This window comes from Shewanella sp. 10N.261.52.F9, from assembly GCF_041471165.1.
GTDB lineage: Bacteria > Pseudomonadota > Gammaproteobacteria > Enterobacterales > Shewanellaceae > Shewanella > Shewanella marinintestina.
Genome location: NZ_JBFRNX010000023.1, coordinates 295,711 through 319,758 on the forward strand (window position 1 = coordinate 295,711; position 24,048 = coordinate 319,758).

The following is a 24,048-nucleotide window of genomic DNA, read 5'->3' on the forward strand; positions in this document are numbered from 1 at the left end:
CGCTTAACAGCGACATTTAGCGATCTAACTCACACTTTACAGATTAACCGAGCAACAAATAAACAATAGCGAGTTGATGATCACAGTTACCAAGTGCAAAAAGTAGACAATGGCGAGCTGTTTTTAAAGTACATTAGGTTTTACTGTTTAGTGTTCGAGTTATCACATCAAGCGTTATTATGGGTTCAAGCGTTGGGCTTTGTTTCAATGGCTATAGGTTGGTGGGCCAACGCACAAAAAAATGATCAGCAGTTGCTATCTGGTAATGTTATCGCCTCAGGGCTTACCGCCGCTCATCTTGGGTTACTTGGTAGTAGTTTGGGAATGATGAACCAGCTCCTTAACCTATTTCGTTTTGCCTGTAGCCGTCACTTCACAACATTAACTCAACGTCGAATTCATTGTTTGCCAGTGTTATTTGCCACAGCAGCGTTAGTTCAAGGCCTCACATTGGCTGAGCATTGGAGTGAATGGTGCGCTGTTGCGAGTGCGATAGTTATGAGCTTTGCCCTGTTTTACTGCGCTGGAGCAAAACTACGCTTTGCAATGCTGTTCAGCAATATGCTTAATTTGACACTATCAGCCTATCTTAGCTCTTGGTCTGGTATCGCTTATCAACTAGTAACCATTATTATTTTGACTTATAGCTTAGTGCCGCAGAAAACGGTTAGCTACGATTCAGAGCCTGCACTTTAAGTGCAGCTAACCGTTAATAACTGTTTTAAAAAACAACACTTCCATCTTTAAATATGTATAATCACAATCACTTAGCATATGGTGATGCCACCTTTGCAAAATATTTACAACTAATAAAATAAAGCAGTAGCTCAGCATGCTGCAAGCTCAAGGATCGATATGGATGATAGACGACAGTTTTCTCGGCTAATATTAACAGCCGACGCTAAACTGATTAGTACTCGAAAGTGCTGGCAAACTCAACTACTGGATATCAGCTTGAATGGGGCCTTAATTGAGCGACCTATAGGGCTCGAACTTAACGATAACGCGCTGACGCTTGAGTTTATGATCCATGACTCTGAAATTTGCATTCAAATGCAGGTGCGGGTTGTTCACCAAAGAGACAATCAACTAGGCTTAGCTTGCCAACATATCGATGTTGAAAGCATTAGTCACTTACGCCGATTACTCGAGCTTAACCTCGGTGATGCTTCATTATTAGACCGCGAATTAGAGCGCCTTTTTGCCTTAGATGGTAAATCTTAAATAGCATAACAAAGACAATAAATACAAAACACCGCAATAAATGCGGTGTTTTTATATCGTTAGTTAATTAACTCAAGTAATTCATGAATTGTCTTTATGGGAATAATCTTAGCGCCCGCACCTTCCATCGATTTATGGTAGTTGCGAAAAGGAATAAAGATTTCAGTAAAGCCATGCTGTACCGCTTCTTTTACCCTAGGTACGCCACTGTCAATTGGGCGTACGTCGCCATTAAGACTAAGCTCTCCCATAATGCAGGTAGTTCTTGGCACGACAAAATCATTTAAACTACTCAGTAATGCCGTCACTAATGCTAAATCGATACAAGTCTCAGACTCATCAATTTTAAGGCCGCCAACCAAATTAAAGTAAGTATCGTGAAATATCTTAGTCTTAGTATGCTTGCGTAAAATACCTGTTAGCATCTTAATTCGGTTCATATTCAAACCAACACATACACGTTGAGGGAACTCAGCTTCAGTTTCTGTGGTTAAACATTGAATTTCGAGTAATAGATTTCGGTTTCCCTTACGAATACAAGTGATCGCCGCCCCCGGAGATTCTGTGCTTGAGCCCGATAGAAATATCTCACTCGGATTATCGACACTGATCATACCGCGCTCTGTCATTTTAAAAATGCCCACGGTATCGACATCACCAAAACGGTTTTTGTTCGCTCTGAGGGTACGAACTTGACCATCATTACATTCAATATGTGTCAAACAATCTACTATGTGAATTAAGGTTTGCGGTCCTGCAGTTTCGTTATTCTTATTCACGTGAGCAACTAAAAACATAGTCACATTATTTTGTTTACAATACTGAGTTAATGCTTGGGCACTGCCCTTAACCTGCGACGGAGATCCTGGGCTACCATTAGCTAAATCGGTAACTACTGCCTGAATAGAATCAATAACCGCAAACTTGATCTTCTTATCTTCAAGCTCTGCAATAATCGCTTCGACACTGGTTTCGGCCATTAAGTACAAATTGTCTTCATTACAATCGAGCTTTAACCGGTTAACTCGGTTTTTAAACTGAGATAATGACTCTTCTGCTGTGCAGTAAAGCGATGGCATCAACTGCGACATACGCGATACGAGATCCGATAAAATCGTAGTTTTACCTGCTCCAGGATCGCCTGAAATAATATTAACGGAACCTGTTGTTAAGCCTCCACAAAGCACCCGGTCCAACTCGCCGATCCCAGTAAGCATTTTCTGCGCTTCAAACTCTTCAATTTCATTAAGCTTTTTTGAGCCGCCACCAACAGAACCAGCGTAGCCAGAAACGGCTGCTCGCGCTGGTTTTGCAGCCGAAATTTTAAGTTCGCTAATGGTGTTCCACTCCTGACAAGCACTACATTGCCCCTGCCAACGTGGAAAGTCCTGCCCACACTCATTACATACATAAGCTGTTTTAATCTTTGCCATAGCCCTGTCTAAATCACATAAAATCGGTAAAGTAATGCCAATATTGGCCGATACTAATTAAAGTTGGGATAGTCCCCTTAAAAGTTGCCTATGAGCCTATCAGCCATTGGCGTTTTTAGCATCCAAAAGAAGTGATTAATGACCTTAGATCTGCATAAAGCCCTAGTTGAACAGTTAAAACCGCTATTAATGGAGCCTGATTTTCAGGAACTATTTGAGCAGCTTACTTCTACAGAGACTAGCTCTACTCGCTTTTTGCTAAAAATGGAACTTAACCGCCTTGCTTCAATCTGTACCCGTAATATTGATTTACGCAATAAGACTGAACTTGAATGCGAGGAATTTGCCTTCGCTCAGCAACGTCACTATTTAGATGCCCCTGCTAAAGAAAGCTTTTTAGAAGCTATTGCCCTATACCGGGACGAATATACACTAGGTGTTTATGAGCAAGTTATTGCTAGCCATAAGCAACGCATTTTGAAGCTACGTAAAGCCAAGCAATTAAATATTGAAGCGAATATCTCGCCTTTTGTTGCCGATGGCGTTGTTTTAGGTAGTTATTTTGCGCGTAGTGAAGAGCGTATGAATTACAGTATGCGTATTAACGTCTCTCAAGCAGAGCAATCGTTAAATGGAATTACCGTCGACCTATCCGTTGGCGGCGCACGCATTCGCCTTCCGGCAAAGCATAGCCTAAAAACTTATCAACCTATTAGAGTTAAATTGCTGGAACTCAGTGATGAATATTATCATCACGATCTGCAACATGGTGTGGACTATCAAATCGTTGATGTCGAACAGAACAGAGAATATAGCTGGCTAAGACTCAAGCGCATATCGGGTTCAGAAGCTTTGAGCGAGATGCTCAAAAAGTTGATTATTGGCCATAAGTATCGTTATAAGGTCGACGTCAATGATGTGCTAACTAGCAGTAAAGGCCTTGGTTTTGAACGCTACTATCTGCCAAATCTGCCACATCTTCCTTTGTTTATTCAACAAAAGGTTGATAGTGAAACGACAACATATCAGCTGAGTCATGCTTTACTAAGCCGAGAAAACCAAAACATAAGTCAATATTTTAAAGATGAAGATGACATTAGCCAGCTAAATGCATTTCTATCGCCAACAAGACTTAAACATATTATTGAATCTGATGACGCAAGTGAGCATTGTCAGTTTTTCAGTTTTATTTTTAGTGCTCAAGGGGCTAAATATTACTATTCTGCGAGCTTAGCAGAGCTAAATAATAGCCGATTTTTGGCTCTGTTCTTAAGTTTTGCAGCAACTAAACCAAGCTTTAAGATGTTTAGGGTAACTAAGCAAACTATCGATCACCTACAGTCGTATAAAGCCTGCATCTTACCCGGAGACCAAGGTAATTATTCACCAAAAACTGAAGCTCAATTAGGCGCTTTTAGTCATGTACTACAAATTATTGATGTGACCAATCCAGATGCTGCAGAGCAATATCAAGAGTGGGATAAAATTCTAAAAGCTGATGATAACCCACCCAGCGTGAATGAGTTGAAAATCTTTGGTCAACAGAAAGTTAGCCAACATTTATTGAAGTTCATCTCATTGCAATTTAGTGAGCGACGCAATGAATCACGGTTTGCTTTTAAAACCGCAGTGCAGCTAAACCAAGGTAGCTTGAGCGCAATTGCCAGTACTGATGATATTTCGAGTCGTGGTATGAAGCTAACGCTCACAAGTCAGGCCGACTTTAATAGTGCGGAGCCGATTGCCATCAGCTTTCCAAAGCTACAAACACTTGCAGGAAAAGTATCATTACAGCAATTGCCTTACCGCTTACTACGAACTCGAAAAAATGGGGTCACTTTACATCTATCTGCAATAGTTGAGCACACTCCTCATGCAGGGGTTGAGTTTTTGAACCGACTCATTAGGCATAACCGTGAAAAACTAGAGCAGTTAACAGATAACAATCAGGACGGTAAAGAGCTCGCTGATGGCATGAAAAATATTGCGATGCGAAAACTTGCATCTTTACCATATTTTGTTGAACGAACAGAAAAGTCGGCACGGCTTTCAACATTAGGTATCGGTACTGAAAATAATGATATCGCAAACCTTTTTGCATCAAAAACTGACAACACACTCAGATATGATTTAAGTCCTTTGCTGCATGACGACAAATTAAAACGAGACTTTATTACTCCTATTAGAGCCGCAAAGCCACAATATGGCTTAACTCATTTTGAAGTTTTTGTGCAGTTGTCTCGTCTGTCACAAGGGAAAATCAAAGTACACTGTATTAGTGATATTGATTTGCCAGATAAAAAACAGCAAATTAATTTCATCAAACGCAGCCAAGAACTCGGTGAGTTTATCGCGCTACGAGTCTATCGAGGCGCAGCAGGTAAACCCGATCTCAATTACATACGTCGTGAACGAGAGTACTTAAGTGTCTATGCTTCACATCGAGCCAAGAAGCTCGAAGAGCAGCTATGGAATATTATTGGCGTTGGTGAGTTTTTAGATATTACTAGCGAAGTTATCATGCGTTATCCTGAACTTGGCTCTCAACAACGTCTAAAATAAAACAACTCTTAATTTCTATAAAACCGAGTAGGCAAACAACTAACTCGGTTTATGCTTAATCACTCGATACATATACCCTACAACCACGATATTAGTTACCAAGACCGCAAACGTTAATAAACCGGGCTTAGTAAAGAGCCCATAGATCTCAAATGGTAAGTAAATTGCGCCGCTTAATAATGCAAACCATTCGGTCCAAAGTAGGCTGCGCCAAAGGCCATATGCCTCGATAAAACGCACTGCGGCATAGAGTGCAGCTCCAGCCATGACTAAACTAAGATTGCTTGCACTGATTTTACCCGCTTCTGTAACCACTTCCTGTAACAGATGATTAGCTGGGTTTAAATGGGAGTGACTAATTAACGCCTCGACACACTGCTGCAAATTCTCGCCTGCTAGCTTATGTAAGCCAAAAATGACCATTACCGATAACAAGCCTTTTGTCGCCTCAAGTAAAGCAACTGCTTTTAGGCCTCTATTAACTACCAACATAATTACTTTTCTCTATACCAATGCAACTCAATGCCAAAGCATCTGGCTGGCAAATGCTCTCGCTTATAATTACGAGCCTTACAGGCCGCTATTTTATGCCAATATCACCAGCTTAGTGCGACATTAACCTAGTTTAATGTTGTTATTACTGCATACCTCAATAGTAGAAACTAAAAAAACTCCAATTTACAGAATTATTATTCACCCTACAAAACCATTATGCTAGTTAAAACAACTATTTGGTATAAGCCGTTCTGTGGCAATCATTTTGCTTAAACAACCAATATAGTTAGCATAGCAATACATGCGAGTGGATTTAAAATGCCTCCCTATACTGCAGCCACAACAGCTAACAATGTAACCCAAGCTTTTATCCATACGTTGACCATATTGACAGATTAGAAAGGTTTGGCTTGCAACAGCCATTGATGGATAAACAAGCATTAATGAATTTCTGATTAACTGAAGATGTATTTTTATTAATGAAGATGAATAGTTAATTAGCATCGTTTAATCCTGAGGTATAGTGCGAACTCAGGCGGTTTGCGCATAGAAAATGATGAAGGTTTGACAACGATCTAACATTCAACACACCAATAGCAAATCCCTTTAGTTACCCACTCAAACTATTGTATTATTTAATAATAGCTTTGAGCATCAGGCCCACTTAGGAACACCGGCAATGCTAGATTCATTTGTCTCAGTCATTACAGCTCTTTGGCAGCAAGATTTCGCTTTATTGCAAAGTCCTGGCAGCGCAACCATGATATACGTTTGCGTATTCACCTTAATTTGGCTTGAAAGCGCATTTCTTCCAGCAGCCCCTATGCCCTGTGATAGTGTCGTCATCTTATCAGGTAGTTTAGCCGCTGCCGGGATCATCAGTTTTCCTTTGGTATTTGCAGCACTCGTCATTGCTGGCGCGACTGGAAGTTGGCTCGCCTTTATACAAGGCCAATGGCTGCACAAATTACCTAAGATCCAACGCTGGATTGATGCCGTACCGGAAAACCGTATGAAGACGGTTGATAACTTATTAAATAAACACGGTTTATTAGCTCTATTTACCGCACGTTTTATACCGGTTGTACGCCCTTTGTTACCGTTAATGATGGGGCTACACATTAAGAAAGTATCTAATTTTCATTATTTTGCATGGTTAAGTGCCTTTATTTGGTGTGCATTATTACTGGGCTTTGGCTATGCACTGTCTTATCTACCTGAAGGTATTGCTCGAGTTGTAACTATGGTGCTAATCATTGCGCCATTTATCACACTTGGTATTGCCATAGTCAGCTTGCTTAGCCGTTTTATCATAAAGAAAAGACGCGCTAGAAAGCCGATTGTCAGTGAAATAATTCAAGAGGCGGTGTTACCGAAAGCGCAGCCAGTATTGAAAAAAACCATCAAGTAATCACCCAGAATAGCCGAGTAATTTAAGCCACCCAAGCGGTGGCTTTTTATATGTCCTTTCCAAGATAAAACCTTAAACTGTCCATCCCCCCTACTCACTAAACTCGTATCAATACACGCCACCAACATAAATAAATCTATGTATAACGCTGATATTTAAGTGCTTATATAAAGTACTAATTAGAGATAAGTACTTATGCAAAATACTATCTTTGAGTACTTATTTCAGCAGCTAGACTAATTTGGTTAACTACAGCACTGCTTCAGATGCGAGACAAATCTCAGCACTAAAGGCATATTGCTGTATTCATGAATGATTTAGCCAATAAGTAGCGACCAAAAAGCTATCAAGTACCTGATTGGCTTTAGAGAGTAAAACAACAAACGTTTAGGCTTCTAACTTCGCGTTAGCGCGCAGTTATACCAGCACAGTTAAAACGCCACCCTAACAAGCACACATAAACTCTTAAGCACCTGTTTAATAAACAATAACTCCAAAGTAATCGTAATAACCTGTACTCAAACTGCTATCGCGAATAAATCCCAAAAAAAAGCCCAAACATCTGTTTGGGCTTTCTTACACATTAATTACAATAGTAATTTAAAGGTTTTTGACTTAACTAATATAGCTTTGACCTGCGTAAACAACAAAGTGTCTCAATGCAAGTACACCAAGAATAGTGCTACAAGATACCGTGATTAAGAAGCCTTTGGTGTGGCGCCATGCCTTAGGTGCTACCGTACTGGCAAGCACTGGCACTACAAGCCCTAAACCGACCACGCCTAACCAGAACACACTGGCCCAAGTACCTGTCGTAATTGCCGCTGTCGCTGCCTGAGCTGCTGGGCCCGAAAAGTTAAGACCTACAAATAGTAGTACCAAACAAAGTGCTTCGTTAAAGGCCACTGGGTACTCAATACGATGAACCTGTTCAATACAGTCAGACTCTTTCTTACTAAAGAACAAAGTCGCCACTAAGATATTACCCGCTGAGCCAACAGATAGCGCTGACGCTAAGAACAATGCAGGCAGTACAGCCGTGTTCAAGATTGGGTAACTGATCATTGCCGATAATAAGAAGCCTGTATATACACCGACACCAAGACCCAGAGCGAAAATAAGTTTATTAAGACTATTTTCCACCTGACGACACACTTTTAGTGTCCCCTCAAGCCAAGGTGCATATTGCAGAACTAGCTTTTCAAACACTAGCGCGGCAAACACAAACACCAGTGGAATATAAATGAGTAGAGCAATTACTCCCCAGGCCATCACAGAGGTTAGATTGTAATTTAGCAGGATATGATAAAACTCAAATGGTTTAGTCAAATCCAACACTAGCAACGCCATACCCAAACAAATTGCGACCGGGCCAATAACCGCTGCCGCTTTAATCACTGGTAAACCTTCAGTAGGTTGACCTCGGCTTTGCTTGTACCATTTCAGTCCTATAGCCACCAGCATAGAGCCTGCAGATAGACCCGCCATAAATAAGTACACTGCGATGATCCAGTTCCACACTACCGGATCGTATTGTTCCATTGAGCCCCAGATATTGTTCATGCTGTGATCCCTCCTTTACGGCTAGGAATGCGATAAACACGTGGCTCAGTGCCAAGGTTTACCTTTTGTTGGTAATGATTCTTGGTGTCTAGCACTTTACGCACTTCAGAGTTCATATCGTTAGCGTCACCGAATACCAAAGCTTGAGTTGGACATACAGTGACACACGCTGGCTCTTCACCTCGTGCTAAGCGGCTTTCTTTACAGAAGTCACACTTATCTGGCACCCGCGTTTCAGGGTTAATAAATCGCACTTTGTAAGGACAAGCTGCGACACAATAAAGGCAACCGACGCACTTTTTTTCGTTAATAGATACTATGCCATCATCATTAACGTAAGCTGCGCCAGTTGGGCATACCTTAACGCAAGGTGCATTTTCACATTGCTCACATGAAACGCGGTTGTACTTAAAATGTAGGTGGGGGAAGTTACCGTAAGGGCCTTCAATTCTCACCTGAATACGAGTCACAGACTCTGGTACATTGTTTTCACTGCGGCAAGCAACATTACAAGCCTGACAGCCAATGCATTTGTTTTCATCGTGTACGAGAACATAACGCTTAGTCATAATTAACTCCGATTAAATCTTGGCAATCTTGACGCCGGTTGTATGCAGGTTCATACCTGTCACCGGAGAAGTCACGTGAGGAAGTAAGTTACCGCAGTGCACACCTTTACCGGTTGCACGAGCCAGTTCTTTGTTCTTTGAGCCGCAGCCCATGTAGGCAAATACCGTATCAGGACGAATACCCGGAGTAACAAGCGCATGGCCCTCTTCACTACCGGTATCGTTGAAGATACGGATCTTATCGCCACTAGAAATATTTAGTAGTCCAGCAGTGATTGGGTGGATCCAAACAGCATTGTCAGACATCAGATTAGCTAGCATGGGCACATTTTGAGTCGCAGCGTTGGTGTGAACTGCAACTTTGCCTTGGATAAAGAACAGCTCATCGGCCTTTTTCATGGTGACTTCACGGTAACGGATCACACCGCGACCAGGCGCCATTTTCTCAACTTTTGCCGAACTCAACTCAATCTTGCCACTAGGCGTTTTAAAGCTTAATTGGCTGCCGTAGGTGCCATCAGCATCCACAGCTTTAGCGTTAGGGTAAGCTGCAACAAAGTCTTTAACCATGCCTCGCTCACGAAGCATTAATGGCTTACCAAAACTAACAAAGCCTTCGTCTTTAATTTTTCTGAGTAAATTAACATCACGTTGCACTTGGAATAGCTGCAAAGTTTCCATGTTTTCCCAAGGGAAATACTGACCTTGACCCATTTCTGTGGCTAACTCTTTCCAGATCTGCCAGCTTGGCTTGGTATCACCAATGGTTTCTACAACGCGCTGACGCACGTAATAAGCAGGGTTCTTACCTGACTTGTCTGCAATCTCTTCATCACGCTCAAGATAAGTTGATTCAGGTAGGAAGATATCGGCATAAGCTGCTGATTCACTGATATAGATATCGCAAGCAACAATAAAATCAAGCTTTTGCATCGTTTCAACGATACGGGCTCTATCTGTCATGGTTTGCATTGGGTTGGTACGACTCATGACCCAGCCACGTAACTGATAAGGCACGGCCTCTAAAGTGGCATCTAGAATGGTTTGGTAAATACCACCAGACGACCAAGTCATCGCATATTGCTCATCAACCATATCGATACGCTTGGCGTCAATTTTGGGCATACCTTCAACACCTGGCTTTGCCAAGGTTGGCGCCACACTGTCGCCAGCATATTTGTTATAACTAGCCGCTTTTTTACCGAAGTACAAACCACCTTTACGTTCAATATTGCCCACTAATACGTTAGCGGCGTATAACGCACGGCGCATTTCAAACTCTTCGGTAGTAAACGATGAGCGGTGACCAAAATCGACTAGCGCATGCGGCGCCGCAGCAGCATATTCGTGAGTAATACGGCGAATATCTTCTGCAGGTACATCACTAACAGATTCTGCCCACTCTGGTGTATAGGCTTTAACTTCTTTAGCAAATTCATCAAAACCTGACACATATTGCGCCACAAAGTCTTTATCGTATAAATCATCGCTAATTAAGGTGTGACAAATCGCTAAGGCTACCGCAACATCTGTACCCGGCTTAATCGCGTACCACTCGTCAGCTTTATCGGCCACAATAGAGAAGCGTGGTTCAAATACCACCAACTTTGCGCCCTTCTCCATTTGTGCATTCATCATGCCTCGTGTTTCAGACATGTTGATGCCTTCATAGAGGTTATGACCAAAGTTAATGATGTACTTAGAGTTGCTTAGGTCGCGTTTAATCTTACCGCCAAACATCGCTTTTGCAGCAATGACATAACTGCCTGGGCAAGTAGATGCGTGAGTAAAAGTATTTGGGCTACCAAAAGCTTTGGCTAAATGAAATAAGTGACCCGATAACGAGCCTGATTTAGAAGAGAAAGCGACAGTATCTGCACCATGCTCTGCTTTTATCTTATTCAGATTCTGAGCGATGATGCTGTATGCTTCATCCCATTCAATTTCTTGCCAGTTACCTTCACCACGCTCACCAACACGCTTTAATGGTTTAACAATACGTTGTTTATCATAAAGCTGACTATGACCCGCACCGCCACGGGCACATACTGCACCACCAAATGACTTGGCATTCTTGTTACCCAAAATCGATACGTTTTTGCCATTCACTACGCGAGCAGAAATCGGACAGCGGGTTGAACACATTTCACAAATACTGGCAACAGACTCTGCGCTGCCTTGTAACTCAGAATGCCCAAGGGCGGCTAAAGAACCCGGCAGCGTGGCTAATGCGCAAGTCGCAGTACCCGCTCCAGCTCCTTTAATGAAGGTTCGCCGATCTAGTCTCATGATAAATCTCCCAATGACAATGATCCTTAGCAAAGCGCTGGATTAAGCTCGGGTTAACTGCTATTGGCAATCAACCTACTGCTAAGGTTTTCATCATTGTTATTGAGACAAGAAAAATTAAATATTGTGGTAAACCACATACTGATAGACCGATAGGTGGGATTGTGAGGCAATTCACAGTTCAATTTTGCACCACCACAGCGACCAAAAACTGTAAATTGTGGTAAACCACATAAAGAAAAATGCTTGGTATAATTGGAGGCTACAGCATGTTTTCGATACAAAATGTGCGGCTTAATAGCCGCACATCTGTTTACTCATATCCATAGGTAATCGATAACCACTTGCGCTTAAGTTACACTTCTATCGGCGCTTCACTGCCACGTTTTTTCAAGCTCAGTGTTGCCATACAGCCTGTAACGCCATCATCACGGTTACTCAGCAAGAAGTGACCATCGTGATCACTAATCACTTCTTTACAGATGGCGAGGCCTAAGCCTAAACCATCCATCTTAGTGGTATAGAAGGTCGCCATGAGTGTGGCCGAGTCCATCGCTAAACCTGAGCCATTATCGGTAATACGCAAATTGACCTGACACTCTTTAAAGTCCAGTTCGATATTAATTTTACCAACACGGGCACTTTCACTATCTGCAATCGCATCTAAACTATTTTTGATAAGGTTTATCAGTACCTGTAACAAACCGACTCGGTCAGCAGTAATGAAAAATGGCTCGCCTTTAATCTGGGTATTGACCTGTATTTCACGCCTTGCAAGCTCAAGCCTTAACAGTGATATGCTTTCTTCAACAAGAGTTAGAATATTAACGTCAACCATCACTGCTTCTCGCCGCCTTAACAAACCACGAATACGGTGAACAACCTCACCAGCACGAGTTGACTGCTTGTGGATCTTTTCTAGTAATTCAATACAAGCTTGTACATCGGCTTTTTCTTGGCTCTGCAAGCGCATAATACCGCCTTCGCTATAACTGGTTATAGCGGCAATAGGTTGGTTTATTTCATGGGCCAGCCCAGCGCCTATCTCACCAATAATTGATGCACTCTGTAATCGTTCTAACGCCACAGCTTGTTGCTTTAACTGGCGCTCTGATTCAATGAGTGAGCTACTCTTTTGGTGAAAACGGTATTCAATCCATAGGTGGTAAAGCGTGGCAATAATAAACACTAAGACAGATAAAATACCCCAATGGCGATTATCTTTAAGCCATTGCTCCACTGAGTCCCAACGACTGCTGTCAGGAGACTTAACATGCAACTCTTTAAACAAATTGATCACTGCCAACTGGCTGATAGGAGATGTCCAGCCTTTAAGCTGAGCACTCATTGCTGCGTCTGTGTCAGGGGTGAGATCGAGTAACGCTTGAGTAATTGATTTACTCAGCTCAGTGCTAACGCTTTCAGTCGCGGCAAATGACCAGTTAGGATACAAGTTAGTACTGCATTGACACTCAATACCCTTTGGCCTGCTAGGGTTTAAAACTCGGTAATCACTACGACGGATCAACCCGCGTTCCACCATATCTTCTAAGGTACATAACGGTGTAATTGCCGCATCAACGTTACCGTCACGTACTTGATATAACAACGGATCCAGTGGGAAACCGAGAAACTTTGTTTGCCCAAAATAAGTCTCAGGGTTCATCCCCAAGCTATGCATTAACCCCACGGTTGCCTGATAGCCGCCTAAGGCATGCGGATCACTCGCTGCAACGATTTTTCCCTTTAGGTCATACAAAGTCCGATAATCACTATCCGCCTTAACGATGATCGCCGAGCCAATTGCAGAAGTGCTGCCGTTGTGACGCTTTGAGCGCATTGTTGCCAACCACGACAATGGATAATGATTGGATAAATACAAGTATTGACCAGGGTTAGTGATAATGAACTGGATCTGCCCTAGCTCCATCGCTAAATTTAAGGCTTCAAAGTTGCCGGGATATACATGAAACTCAGCCTGCGGCACCTGTTCATTAAGGTATTCCATCATGGGTGTCCAGCGCTCGACGGCTTGCTGATGCCCCCAATTGGCAAGCACACCAACATAAAACTGCTGCGGCTTACACCAGGTGGCAGATGAAAATAACAGTAACAGTAGACACAACAAAACCTTAGGCAATTTCATTTCCTTAGACTCCACAACCACATAACTTTAAACTAAATTACTAGAACAGTGATTAACTCAAGACATTGTTTAATTTAGCAATGTAGTGGCAGGCTTTCCCATAGTGGAATTTGATTGATTAGCGATAGCTTACGCTAGGTTTCAGACTTTGCTGCGTGACCCAATTCATGATTCCTGCAAAATAGTTCGCTAAAAGCAGCAAACTGAGATATCAATCAATTAAGCATTGCTAAAATAAAGGTGTTTTGTGGAGCAGAATATTGAAGGGCCAGTTTATTTAGTCGACGACGATGAAGCAATTGTCGACTCCATTAGCTTTTTAATGGACGGTTATGGTTATAAGCTTAATTGCTTTAACAGCGGTGATGATTTTCTTGCCCAAGTTGACTTAAACCAAGCTGGCTGTGTTATTTTAGATGCAAGAATGCCTGGGCTTACAGGACCACAAGTACAGCAACTACTCACAGAGGCTAAAAGTCCATTATCAGTCATATTTTTAACCGGTCACGGCGATGTACCAATGGCTGTTGATGCATTTAAAAATGGCGCTTTCGACTTTTTTCAAAAACCGGTTCAAGGCAATGTATTATCGCAATCCATCGCTAAAGGTTTAGCTTACAGCGTGCGTCAACATTGGAAGCTCACGAATCAAGCACTGTTCAATACTTTATCTGAACGTGAAACCCAAATTTTTGAATTAGTGATTGCCGGTAACACCAACAAGCAAATGGCTAACGACCTCTGTGTTGCAATCAGAACCATTGAGGTTCACCGCTCTAAGCTCATGACTAAACTTGGGGTTAGCAATTTAGCTGAGCTAGTTAAACTCGCACCCTTACTAGCCCAGCAACACTAAATAATGCAAACTGAAACCCTGCCAAAGCATCAATGCCTTTGGCAATTTAAGGTTAGCCGTTAAAACTGTGGTACCAATCTTTAATGCGAGGAAAGTGATCATCTACAGCATCTTTATGTGTCAGCATGCCGCCATGGTCATAGTCATGCTTAAAACCCTGCTTCTTTGATAAAAGTGTGTAATCGACCTGTTTAATTTGGCATTCCTTAATCATTCTCTGCACATCTGCAGGATTACCTAACACCTTGTCACCCTTACCTGCGATAAACCAAGATTTTGGCCAACTCGCCTGTTTAGCTGCGCAGGCATAATCAAAACCATCATCGCTATCTACCCAACGTCCTTTTACCCAGTCTATGGTTTGCCTAAGCGATGATCGTGATTCATTATCCATACCCATTTTTAGTTTGTCCGCTGGCAAGTACCCGCTTTTCCAGGCTATTAATGGTGCCAACTTATTCCAAACTAGATTGACAGTAAGCCATTTTTGCAAAGATTTAACTTCAATACGACGCTTACTACCAAAGGTAACTAATGAAGCAACAGACTCTTGTAAGCTGTCATAGCGAGCGATAGCACTCGCCATCAACACCCCGCCCCAAGAGTGGGCGCACCAATGGACGGTTTTAGTATTTGGGTGAAGAGATAGAATATATTGCTGGATTAATGGTAATTGCTCACGGATCACTTCCCCTTGCCCACCTGTAAAGCCACGAGCAAGTTTAGGTTCACTGAGCCCACGCCCTTGGGTGTCTAGCACATAAACGACTACGCCCGCATCAGCCAAATAACAGGCTAAGCCCTTACCAGACTCACTATAAAACACTCTACCATTCGACATGGCCCCGTGCAGCATCAGCACTGGAGATTTATTCATATCAGCTTGCACCGGAACAATCTGTCTCAAATGCAAATGACCATGTTTATAAGGGATACAATAAGATTTTTGCTGAATATTCAAGCCACACTCTCTTGTTTTTCTTTCATAAACTACTGAAGCAAAACAGTAAAAACAAGAGTAAAAACTCTAGAGGCAATTAATAATTATTATCTATAACCGCAATTAAAACACGACTAAGATACATGGAAGAGATAAATCAATATCATAGCTAAGCTTTAAAACAAAAAAGCCCACAACGGTATCATTCAATATCGCGATGAGCTTTTAACTTTAAACTAATACGGCAGCAATCATCACTACCTTCTGTCTCAATTAAAGCTTACTTGTATTGAAACAAATAAGGCAGAGTCTTTAAGTTTAGGGTAGTAATATGAACATCCGCTACCTCTGCCAGCTTTGGCTTAGCGTGGTAAGCAATACCAAAGTCGGCGGTATTTATCATTGGAATGTCATTAGCGCCATCACCGATAGCCACCCTTTGTCCATCTAAAATCTGCCACTTATCTGAACAATTGAGCACTGTGTCCGCCTTAAACTGAGCATCAACAACTTGCCCCGATACCGTGCCAAGTAACTTCTCATGGTCAATATCTAGCTTATTCGCAAACGCTGCATCCAGCTTAAGTAATTGCTTTAAATGGTTTACAAATGGCGTAAACCCGCCAGATGCAACGACGGTATACCAACCGTGCAGTTTAAGCTCTGCAATCATAGGCTCAAGTCCTGGCATCAGCGGCAACTTGTCACACAATGTTTGGATAATCTTCGCGTCTGCCCCCTTAAGTTTTGCAACCCGAGCGCGTAGACTTTGCTCAAAATCTAACTCACCTTGCATAGCAAGTTCGGTAACTTCACTTACGGCCGCACCAACACCTGCCATCTCGGCAAGCTCATCAATACACTCAATCTCAATAGCCGTTGAATCCATATCCATTACAAGTAGGCCCGGCTGATTAAGGATTGGCGCACTCGCAGCCAGTTCAAACACTTCTAATTCTAGAGACTGGTTAACTTGTAATATTTGCTCAACCGTAAGTGGCTTATCAGTACAAACCTCTACACAAAACAAGCCACAATCACGCTTAATCACAGCTAAACTAACATCAATAACAAGCGATGAAAGCCATTTTTCTATCTTGGTGAACGCGGCTTGTTGTAAACTATTGCTAATTTGCAATGGTGCTGAGAACACAATGCGATAGCGCGAAAAGTTTAACGGATACTCAACTTCAATATGACGAGAGAATCTTTGTTTCCCTGCAATAAAAGACGTGCTACTTTCAGTGTTTAACCAAGTAAAAACAGTAGATTGACTCGAACTTTCCATTAGTTATGACTCTCCAGCTACCGAGTACAGACATAATCAATTATGATTAAGTGAGTACACAACATATTAAGGGTTTCAGTGTTCTATTTAAAAGGCTTAAAAAAGAGCCATCGAATAAGCCGATTGTTGCAGATCATGATTGCTATCGCACTTTTCATAGGTCTAGACCAGTTATGGGAAACAAGCCTACTACAAGGGCAGCAGCTTCTAAAGTCCCAAACCGAAAAGATGGCAAGATTACTGGTGCAGCAAACCGCCTACGGGGCAGCCCCTGCACTGCAGTTAGAAAATGATGAGCAGCTACAATGGCTTGCCCAAGCCCTTGTGCTCGATCCCAAGGTAATGTCTGCGAGCATATTTAGCGAAGATGGCGTTAGACTATCGTTTGCTCAAAGTGTCATCGATGAAGAGTTAGAAGCAGACTCTGCAGAGTTAGCCCATATTCTTGAACAATACCCTCCCTATGTTGAAGCCGTTTCTCAAGATGGAAAAAACCTTGGTTATGTCGAAGTGCGCCTAGAGCCTAAGTACTTCTTCAATGAAATTAAAGAAGCGCACCAAATCAATATGGAACAGCAACAAATGATGCTGTTAATTGCAGGCTTGATTGGTATGCTGCTATCACGTGCTCTGTCCTTTAAACGTGCAGATTTTGATAGGCGAAAAGCCAGGGTAAAACTAAGACAACTGTTAACCAAGAAAAATGCTAAAGCAGCGGCAAAAGCTGCGAAACAGCAGGCGGCTAATGAGCTAAAAGAGGCCAAAAAAACACAAGAGATTACGCCGACTAGTACTGACCTAGAGACTATGGCAAAGAGCGCTACTAACAGCGGAGCTCAGCAGCCCTCGATGGTTGAAGAAACAACCAATGAAGCACAACCTAAAGTAGCTATTGAAGCCAATAAAATCATTGCTGGCACGCACCCAGTCGCTATAGTTGATACAAAGACGGCTACCCAAAAACAATCTGCGACAGAATCCCCCCTTGTTAAACCAAGGGCTACAACTACAGTAAAAAAGCCTATAGAAGAAAAACCCGTAGCTAAAATTGTGGTAAAAGCTCCGGCAAAATCCAAGCCCAAGGCTAATGTAAAAACGAAAGCTCCAGTAAAACCTAAAGAAAAACCGGTTACCCAAACAGTATTAGCGCAAAAGGCGAAGCCTAAAGCGAGGGATAAAGCTAATGATGAAACTAAACCCGTCGCTAAAACCAAAACAAAATCAAAAACAAAGATTGCTAGCGATGAAAAGCCTATAGTTGAAATAGTGGTAAAAGCCCCAACGAAAACTAAAACGACGGTAAAACCTAGAACACCCGCAAAAACAAAAGCTGAGGCTGAGGCTGAGACAGTGCAGCCCCAAAAAGTACCTGCGGGACCAAAAACTGGCGCTAAAGCAATACCCAAAACAGCATCGAAAACAGCATCGAAAACAGCTTCCAATGATGACACTTAAATATAAGCATATTATAGAAACAAAAACGGACGCATAAGCGTCCGTTTTTTTAACACTGCAGCTTAAGCTGCGAAGTTAACTATTACAGAGTAATAGCAGCTTCTAGTGTCATTTCAATCATTTCATTGAATGTTGTTTGACGCTCGTCAGAAGTCGTCTTTTCACCTGTACGGATATGATCAGATACAGTTACAACACACAATGCTTTAGCACCGAACTCTTTAGCTACGCCGTATAGACCAGCAGCTTCCATTTCGACACCTAGTACGTCCATCTTTTCCATCACGTCAAACATTTCTGGGTCTGGCGTGTAGAATAGGTCAGCAGAGAAAACGTTACCTACGCGGTACTTAGTGCCTTTTGCTTCAGCAGCTTTAACTACTGCGCTTAGCAGACCGTAATCACAGATAGCTGCGAAGTCTTGGCCACGGAAACGCAAACGGTTAGTTTGCGAATCAGTACAAGCACCCATACCGATGATAACGTCACGTACTTTAACGTCAGTGCTGATAGCGCCACAAGTACCCACGCGGATTAGGTTCTTAACACCGTAATCTTTGATCAACTCAGTCGCGTAGATTGAGCAAGATGGGATACCCATGCCTGAACCCATAACAGAGATACGAACGCCTTTGTAAGTACCAGTGAAACCTAGCATGTTACGTACGTCAGTGACTTGCTCAACGTTCTCTAGGAAAGTTTCAGCAATGTACTTAGCGCGTAGTGGATCGCCTGGAAATAGAACTGTATCGCCAAATGCACCGTCTACGGCATTGATGTGTGGTGTAGCCATCAGAATAACCCCTATTTATATTTTTAGACCGTTGTATCAACTTAGTCTTGTTTGCTAGTGGCTCAATTTGAGCCACCAAATTCAAATTTATTTACAGCTTAACGAATAAAAGATTCGCCATATTCCATCGGCTCAAGCTTGAAATAGCTCGCGATAGACTGGCCCATATCAGCAAAACTGTTACGACGCCCTAATGAGCCCGCTTCTAGACCCGCACCATATGCAAGAACCGGTACACGCTCACGTGTATGGTCACTACCAGGCCAAGTTGGGTCACAACCGTGGTCTGCAGTCAGTAGTAAGAAATCGTCTTCATCAAGCAGTGCTAAAATCTCAGGTAGACGCGAGTCGAAGTACTCGAGACTGCGAGCGTAACCAGCAACATCACGGCGGTGGCCATAATGTGAATCAAAATCAACGAAGTTAGTGAATACGATAGTGTTATCACCAGCAAGCTTAACTTGCTCTAAAGTCGCATCAAACAGCGCTTCTAGACCGGTCGCTTTCACCTTCTTAGTGATACCACAATGGGCGTAAATGTCGGCAATCTTACCCACACTCACCACCTCACCACCGGCTGCTTTTAGCTTATCCAGTACCGTTGGTGCTGGCGGCTCAACCGCATAATCACGACGGTTGCCCGTGCGCTCAAAGCTGCCAGGACCAGTTCCCACAAATGGACGCGCGATCACACGACCAATATTGTAATCAGCAAGCTCTTCACGAGCAATAATGCAAAGCTCGTATAATTTTTCAAGACCAAAACTTTCTTCATGACAAGCGATCTGGAATACCGAGTCTGCAGAGGTATAGAAAATAGGCTTACCTGTGCGCATATGCTCTTCGCCAAGCTGATCTAAAATCACTGTACCTGAAGAGTGGCAATTACCTAGAAACTCAGTTAAACCAGCACGAGCTAAAATCTTGTCGGTCAACTCTTGCGGAAATGAGTTAGTTAACTCACTAAAGTAGCCCCATTCGTAAAGAACAGGTACACCCGCCATTTCCCAGTGACCACTTGGCGTGTCTTTACCAGAGCTTAATTCATCAGCATGACCATAAGCACCAATAATTTCAACATCATCACCAAAGCCAGCAGGAAATTCGCCCGTGCTTTCTTTAGATGCATGACCCAGGCCTAAACGCGCCAAATTCGGCAGTTTTAGAGGACCTTCACGGCCATCATTTGCTTTACCTTCGGCACACGCCTTTGCGATATGACCAAAAGTGTTAGAACCCACATCACCGAAAGCTTCGGCATCGTGCGCTGCGCCAACGCCGAAAGAATCCAGCATCATGATTATAGTACGTTTCATAAACGGTGCTCCGTTACAGATCTGACTCACGGATATAACGATATATTTCCGGAGTTGCTTCTGGTTTACTGTCGCCAATACGGATCGCTTTTTTCACTGCAGCTTCGGCTTCAGCAAAGGCGCTTTCAGATTGGGCGTGAATAAATGCAATAGGTTGCTCTGGGTTTATCTCATCACCTAGTGCGCAGACTTTAGAAAGTCCGACACTGTAGTCGAGAGCATCGCCAGGCTTACGACGACCGCCGCCAAGTGTTACTACTGCAAGTCCAAGTTCGCGAGTATCCATCGCGGCTGCAAAGCCGGATCTATCAGCGTAAACTGGACGAATAATTTGCGAATCAGGTAGGTACTTGCTGTAGTTCTCTACAAAATCAGCTGGACCACCTAAACCTGAAACCATACGGCCAAATATCTCTGCCGCTTTACCGTTATCAAGTACAGCATTTAACTTAGTGCGTGCTTCGCTCTCGTTGCTAGCAAGGCCACCTAATACCAGCATTTCAGCACACAAGCCCATGGTGACTTCATAAAGACGTGGGTTGCGATAAGCACCAGTCATAAAGTCGACCGCTTCTTTCACTTCTAGTGCGTTACCAGCACATGAAGCCAAAACTTGGTTCATATCAGTTAGTAATGCCGTCGTCTTAGTGCCTGCGCCATTCGCTACCGCTGTAATACTGCGTGCTAATTCTTCTGATGCTTCGTAAGTAGGCATAAACGCGCCAGTACCTACTTTGACGTCCATCGCAAGGGCATCAAGGCCAGCAGCAAGCTTTTTAGAAAGAATAGAAGCGGTAATTAAAGAAATAGACTCAACAGTTGCGGTATTATCACGAATTGAATAGAAGCGTTTATCTGCAGGAACAAGATCGCCAGTTTGACCAATAATTGCCACGCCAGCTTCTTTTACTACTTTGCGGAAAAGAGCGCTATCAGGCTCGGTGTTGTAGCCAGGAATAGCATCGAACTTATCTAATGTACCACCAGTGTGACCTAGACCACGACCTGAAATCATCGGTACATAACCGCCACAAGCTGCTGCCATAGGGCCTAACATCAAACTAATGACATCCCCTACACCACCAGTTGAATGTTTATCGATAATTGGACCGTTTAAGTCCAGTGACTGCCAATTTAGCACGGTACCAGAGTCACGCATTGCGGTCGTAAGTGCAATACGCTCATCCATGTTCATGTCATTGAAATAGACCGCCATACCTAGCGCTGCGATCTGACCTTCTGAAACAGTATTGTTGGTGATACCGTTGACGAAGAATTGGATTTCTGCGGTCGAAAGTACTTCAGCATTACGTTTTTTACGAATAATTTCTTGAGCTAAAAACATGTACTACCTCCAAGAGTGTAACTTAGTTTCTATTCAATAGAGCTTTTAGTTAGCATTCTGCTAAAGTGAATCAAAAGCCGTAATATTGTTACATACTAACGAACTTTTGATACACCTAATTAGATTTAGATCACACTTAACGACAAGTTTAATCAGTAAAGATTAGTAACCTTGTGCACCTTGTGGTGCGTCACCTAGCTCAAGCGTGTGCAGTAGGTTAGTTAATAGGCTTGAAGCACCAAAACGGAATGTAGCCGGAGTAGCCCAATCATCACCTAGAAGACGAGCTGCGACACCTAAGAACTCAGCTGCAGCTTCTGCATCTTTAACGCCACCGGCTGGCTTGAAACCAACTTTAGAATTCTTTTCACTGATTACAGTCATCATAATTTCAGCGGCTTCTAGTGTTGCGTTAACGGCAACTTTACCAGTAGAAGTCTTGATGAAGTCAGCACCAGCATCGATAGAAAGCTCAGATGCTTTGCGGATTAGTGCAGGATCGGCTAATACACCTGATTCAATGATCACTTTAAGGATTGCATCTTCACCACAAGCTTCTTTACAAGCTTTAACTAGCTCGAAACCAATAGTTTCGTTGCCTTCCATTAATGCACGGTATGGGAATACTACGTCAACTTCGTCTGCTCCGTAGGCAACAGCTGCACGAGTTTCTAGTACAGCAATAGCAATGTCGTCGTTGCCGTGTGGGAAGTTAGTTACCGTAGCAATTTTGATATCATCGCCACCAATTTCGTTTAGTGTTTTACGCGCTATCGGAATGAAGCGTGGGTAAATACAGATTGCAGCAGTATCGCCAGCTGGCGTCTTAGCTTTATGACAAAGATCGATAACCTTTTGATCAGTATCGTCGTCATTAAGCGTGGTAAGATCCATTAGATTAATGGCTTGTTGTGCTGCTTTTTTTAAGTCGCTCATAATAGCTCTCCGAGAAAGATTCAAATAATTAATAAAACTGAAAATTGTCGCACGGCAATGCCTTGAACTGGCTTATTTTGATTATAGTTTTGGGCCGGGTCTTCGGGCATGACCGAATCACATGTTCGTGCATTTTTAACGCACTCAACATAAAAATACTATTCAGGTATCCAACATTGTGAGCTTACTGTAAGCCCATCTATCCTGACACTAATGTCACGACTTGAATCCATGAAGACCGGGAAGGGAGAGTGTTATCACTGATTATCTGCCTTTCCGCGAAAAATCCGTTTTAGCGCGTAATAAATCTTATCTAACTAACAATACACTGCTCGTCTTATTTTTTGACGAGTCGTTAATGCTTACATAAACAAACTCTATCTGAACACTCATAAAATGAGCATAGTTAATATAGCTGATGCTTAGGTAAATATTAAGCTGTTTACATGACAATATTAGCGTAAGTTTAAATAAAAATTGAGCTTTTAAAGGGTTATTTGAGCTGTAAGATAGAGCCGCGAATATCGCGGCTCTGTCGTCTATTTACAAAATGCTAAGCAATGCTTAGAACTTGTAAGTAGCTGTGAAGTAGTGTGCGAAACCAGTAGTTTCTAGGCCAGTTGCACCGTCATCAGTTAGCAAGTACACGTCATTGTAGCCTTTTAGACCGTAACCAAGCGCGTAGTTGTCTGAGTGCCAGTGTAGACCGAAGTAAGCAGCACCACCTGAAGATGAGAAGCCTTTTTCGCCTGGAGCGAAGTAAACTTCATCAGCGCCGAACTGGTAATCAACATAACCTTGGAAAGAGATGAAAGTACCATTGTCAAAGTTAACAATTGGCTTGAACCAGTTCATAGAGAATTGGTAACCGTTCCACTCTTTGTTGTTTAGGTCGTAGTATGCGTAAACGTTCATACCAGTCTTACCTAACCAAGGAACCATAACGTCAGCACCTAGACCCCAGAATGTAGAGTTAACGCCTTCGCCAACACGGTCATCCCAGTTGAATAGAGTAGAGAAGTATACTTCTTGGATTGGTCCAACAGAAAGGTCCATGCCTGTCATAGCATCGATAGAGAAACGTGGAGCAAACTTCATGAACAACTTGCTCTTTCCTGAACCTGCGCCTTTGTCACCGTAGTCACGGTTAGTTACGTTGAACACGTCAACATAACCGTATAGGTCAACGATGCCAGCACGGCCGCCGAATTCCATTTCTAGGTAATCGTGACCACCGTCAGTAGAACCGTCACGTGGAAGTTCGTTTACAGCGTACATTGCGTTGAACTGCATCCAGCTGTAATCGCCAGCGCGTAGATCAGTACGGTCAGCAGCGAATGTAGGTGCAGACATTGTTGCAGCAACAGCAGTAGCTGCTAGTGCTAAAGTTTTAACGTTTTTCATCATCAACCCCATTTTATTTTATG

Annotated in this window: 19 protein-coding genes; 6 read left to right on the forward strand and 13 right to left on the reverse strand. The window is 42.8% G+C overall.

Annotation, left to right across the window (positions count from 1 at the left end):
- Positions 1-93: 93 nt before the first annotated feature.
- Complete coding sequence (locus tag AB4298_RS15670) at positions 94-696, forward strand: YgjV family protein (protein WP_371987442.1); 603 nt, start codon at positions 94-96, stop codon at positions 694-696.
- 159 nt (positions 697-855) lie between these two features.
- Entirely contained in the window at positions 856-1,224 is a 369-nt protein-coding gene (locus AB4298_RS15675) for a PilZ domain-containing protein (RefSeq protein ID WP_248998645.1), read from the forward strand.
- Between the two features lie 59 nt (positions 1,225-1,283).
- Here AB4298_RS15675 and radA read toward each other — a convergent pair whose 3' ends face one another.
- Positions 1,284-2,657: a DNA repair protein RadA gene (radA, locus tag AB4298_RS15680; RefSeq protein ID WP_248998646.1), complete on the reverse strand. Its 1,374-nt coding sequence runs from the start codon at positions 2,655-2,657 to the stop codon at positions 1,284-1,286.
- 138 nt (positions 2,658-2,795) lie between these two features.
- Between radA and AB4298_RS15685 the strand changes: the two genes are divergently transcribed.
- Positions 2,796-5,219: a PilZ domain-containing protein gene (locus tag AB4298_RS15685; protein WP_371987443.1), complete on the forward strand. Its 2,424-nt coding sequence runs from the start codon at positions 2,796-2,798 to the stop codon at positions 5,217-5,219.
- Positions 5,220-5,258: 39 nt separating this feature from the next.
- Here AB4298_RS15685 and AB4298_RS15690 read toward each other — a convergent pair whose 3' ends face one another.
- Positions 5,259-5,711, reverse strand: a complete 453-nt coding sequence (locus AB4298_RS15690) for a DUF2127 domain-containing protein (RefSeq protein WP_248998648.1) — start codon at positions 5,709-5,711, stop codon at positions 5,259-5,261.
- A gap of 682 nt (positions 5,712-6,393) precedes the next feature.
- Here AB4298_RS15690 and AB4298_RS15695 point away from each other — a divergent pair.
- Positions 6,394-7,125, forward strand: a complete 732-nt coding sequence (locus tag AB4298_RS15695) for a DedA family protein (protein ID WP_248998649.1) — start codon at positions 6,394-6,396, stop codon at positions 7,123-7,125.
- A gap of 615 nt (positions 7,126-7,740) precedes the next feature.
- Here AB4298_RS15695 and nrfD read toward each other — a convergent pair.
- The 4 genes from nrfD to AB4298_RS15715 form a co-directional block, all read right to left on the reverse strand.
- Positions 7,741-8,688 (reverse strand): NrfD/PsrC family molybdoenzyme membrane anchor subunit, encoded by a 948-nt coding sequence (gene nrfD / locus AB4298_RS15700; protein ID WP_248998650.1) that lies wholly within the window; start codon positions 8,686-8,688, stop codon positions 7,741-7,743.
- Complete coding sequence (locus AB4298_RS15705; RefSeq protein WP_220780340.1) at positions 8,685-9,257, reverse strand: 4Fe-4S dicluster domain-containing protein; 573 nt, start codon at positions 9,255-9,257, stop codon at positions 8,685-8,687. The genes nrfD and AB4298_RS15705 overlap by 4 nt, the downstream gene beginning before the upstream one ends.
- Positions 9,258-9,269: 12 nt before the next feature.
- Positions 9,270-11,546, reverse strand: coding sequence for a thiosulfate reductase PhsA (gene phsA / locus AB4298_RS15710; RefSeq protein WP_371987444.1), 2,277 nt, complete (start codon positions 11,544-11,546; stop codon positions 9,270-9,272).
- A 355-nt stretch (positions 11,547-11,901) separates the two neighbouring features.
- Positions 11,902-13,686: a sensor histidine kinase gene (locus AB4298_RS15715; RefSeq protein ID WP_371987488.1), complete on the reverse strand. Its 1,785-nt coding sequence runs from the start codon at positions 13,684-13,686 to the stop codon at positions 11,902-11,904.
- A 253-nt stretch (positions 13,687-13,939) separates the two neighbouring features.
- Between AB4298_RS15715 and AB4298_RS15720 the strand changes: the two genes are divergently transcribed.
- Positions 13,940-14,548 carry a response regulator transcription factor gene (locus AB4298_RS15720; RefSeq protein WP_371987445.1) on the forward strand — a complete coding sequence of 203 codons (609 nt, stop codon included), beginning with the start codon at positions 13,940-13,942 and terminating at the stop codon, positions 14,546-14,548.
- Positions 14,549-14,600: 52 nt separating this feature from the next.
- On the opposite strand, the gene AB4298_RS15725 is transcribed toward AB4298_RS15720, so the two are convergent.
- Together AB4298_RS15725 and serB are read right to left on the reverse strand one after the other, a co-directional pair.
- Positions 14,601-15,509, reverse strand: coding sequence for an alpha/beta fold hydrolase (locus AB4298_RS15725; protein ID WP_371987446.1), 909 nt, complete (start codon positions 15,507-15,509; stop codon positions 14,601-14,603).
- Between the two features lie 259 nt (positions 15,510-15,768).
- The gene (gene serB / locus AB4298_RS15730) at positions 15,769-16,776 is read right to left on the reverse strand and encodes a phosphoserine phosphatase SerB (RefSeq protein ID WP_371987447.1); all 1,008 of its coding nucleotides are present in this window, start codon (positions 16,774-16,776) and stop codon (positions 15,769-15,771) included.
- Positions 16,777-16,854: 78 nt separating this feature from the next.
- On the opposite strand from serB, the gene AB4298_RS15735 reads away from it, so the two are divergent.
- Positions 16,855-18,231, forward strand: a complete 1,377-nt coding sequence (locus AB4298_RS15735) for an AhpA/YtjB family protein (RefSeq protein ID WP_371987448.1) — start codon at positions 16,855-16,857, stop codon at positions 18,229-18,231.
- A gap of 82 nt (positions 18,232-18,313) precedes the next feature.
- Here AB4298_RS15735 and deoD read toward each other — a convergent pair whose 3' ends face one another.
- The 5 genes from deoD to AB4298_RS15760 form a co-directional block, all read right to left on the reverse strand.
- The gene (gene deoD / locus AB4298_RS15740; RefSeq protein ID WP_220761689.1) at positions 18,314-19,024 is read right to left on the reverse strand and encodes a purine-nucleoside phosphorylase; all 711 of its coding nucleotides are present in this window, start codon (positions 19,022-19,024) and stop codon (positions 18,314-18,316) included.
- A gap of 98 nt (positions 19,025-19,122) precedes the next feature.
- Positions 19,123-20,340 carry a phosphopentomutase gene (locus AB4298_RS15745; protein WP_248998657.1) on the reverse strand — a complete coding sequence of 406 codons (1,218 nt, stop codon included), beginning with the start codon at positions 20,338-20,340 and terminating at the stop codon, positions 19,123-19,125.
- A gap of 13 nt (positions 20,341-20,353) precedes the next feature.
- A complete protein-coding gene (gene deoA / locus AB4298_RS15750) occupies positions 20,354-21,685 on the reverse strand; it encodes a thymidine phosphorylase (RefSeq protein ID WP_220780346.1) in 1,332 nt (443 codons plus the stop codon).
- A gap of 162 nt (positions 21,686-21,847) precedes the next feature.
- Entirely contained in the window at positions 21,848-22,621 is a 774-nt protein-coding gene (gene deoC / locus AB4298_RS15755; RefSeq protein ID WP_248998658.1) for a deoxyribose-phosphate aldolase, read from the reverse strand.
- Positions 22,622-23,185: 564 nt separating this feature from the next.
- A complete protein-coding gene (locus AB4298_RS15760) occupies positions 23,186-24,025 on the reverse strand; it encodes a nucleoside-specific channel-forming Tsx family protein (protein WP_248998659.1) in 840 nt (279 codons plus the stop codon).
- Between the last annotated feature and the right edge of the window lie 23 nt (positions 24,026-24,048).

Coding starts and splice junctions, on each gene's coding strand:
- AB4298_RS15675 (WP_248998645.1), top strand. CDS start 856: ATGGATGATAGACGACAGTTTTCTCGGCTAATATTAACAGCCGACGCT.
- radA (WP_248998646.1), bottom strand. CDS start 2,657: ATGGCAAAGATTAAAACAGCTTATGTATGTAATGAGTGTGGGCAGGAC.
- AB4298_RS15685 (WP_371987443.1), top strand. CDS start 2,796: ATGACCTTAGATCTGCATAAAGCCCTAGTTGAACAGTTAAAACCGCTA.
- AB4298_RS15690 (WP_248998648.1), bottom strand. CDS start 5,711: ATGTTGGTAGTTAATAGAGGCCTAAAAGCAGTTGCTTTACTTGAGGCG.
- AB4298_RS15695 (WP_248998649.1), top strand. CDS start 6,394: ATGCTAGATTCATTTGTCTCAGTCATTACAGCTCTTTGGCAGCAAGAT.
- nrfD (WP_248998650.1), bottom strand. CDS start 8,688: ATGAACAATATCTGGGGCTCAATGGAACAATACGATCCGGTAGTGTGG.
- AB4298_RS15705 (WP_220780340.1), bottom strand. CDS start 9,257: ATGACTAAGCGTTATGTTCTCGTACACGATGAAAACAAATGCATTGGC.
- phsA (WP_371987444.1), bottom strand. CDS start 11,546: ATGAGACTAGATCGGCGAACCTTCATTAAAGGAGCTGGAGCGGGTACT.
- serB (WP_371987447.1), bottom strand. CDS start 16,776: ATGGAAAGTTCGAGTCAATCTACTGTTTTTACTTGGTTAAACACTGAA.
- deoD (WP_220761689.1), bottom strand. CDS start 19,024: ATGGCTACACCACACATCAATGCCGTAGACGGTGCATTTGGCGATACA.
- AB4298_RS15745 (WP_248998657.1), bottom strand. CDS start 20,340: ATGAAACGTACTATAATCATGATGCTGGATTCTTTCGGCGTTGGCGCA.
- deoA (WP_220780346.1), bottom strand. CDS start 21,685: ATGTTTTTAGCTCAAGAAATTATTCGTAAAAAACGTAATGCTGAAGTA.
- deoC (WP_248998658.1), bottom strand. CDS start 22,621: ATGAGCGACTTAAAAAAAGCAGCACAACAAGCCATTAATCTAATGGAT.
- AB4298_RS15760 (WP_248998659.1), bottom strand. CDS start 24,025: ATGAAAAACGTTAAAACTTTAGCACTAGCAGCTACTGCTGTTGCTGCA.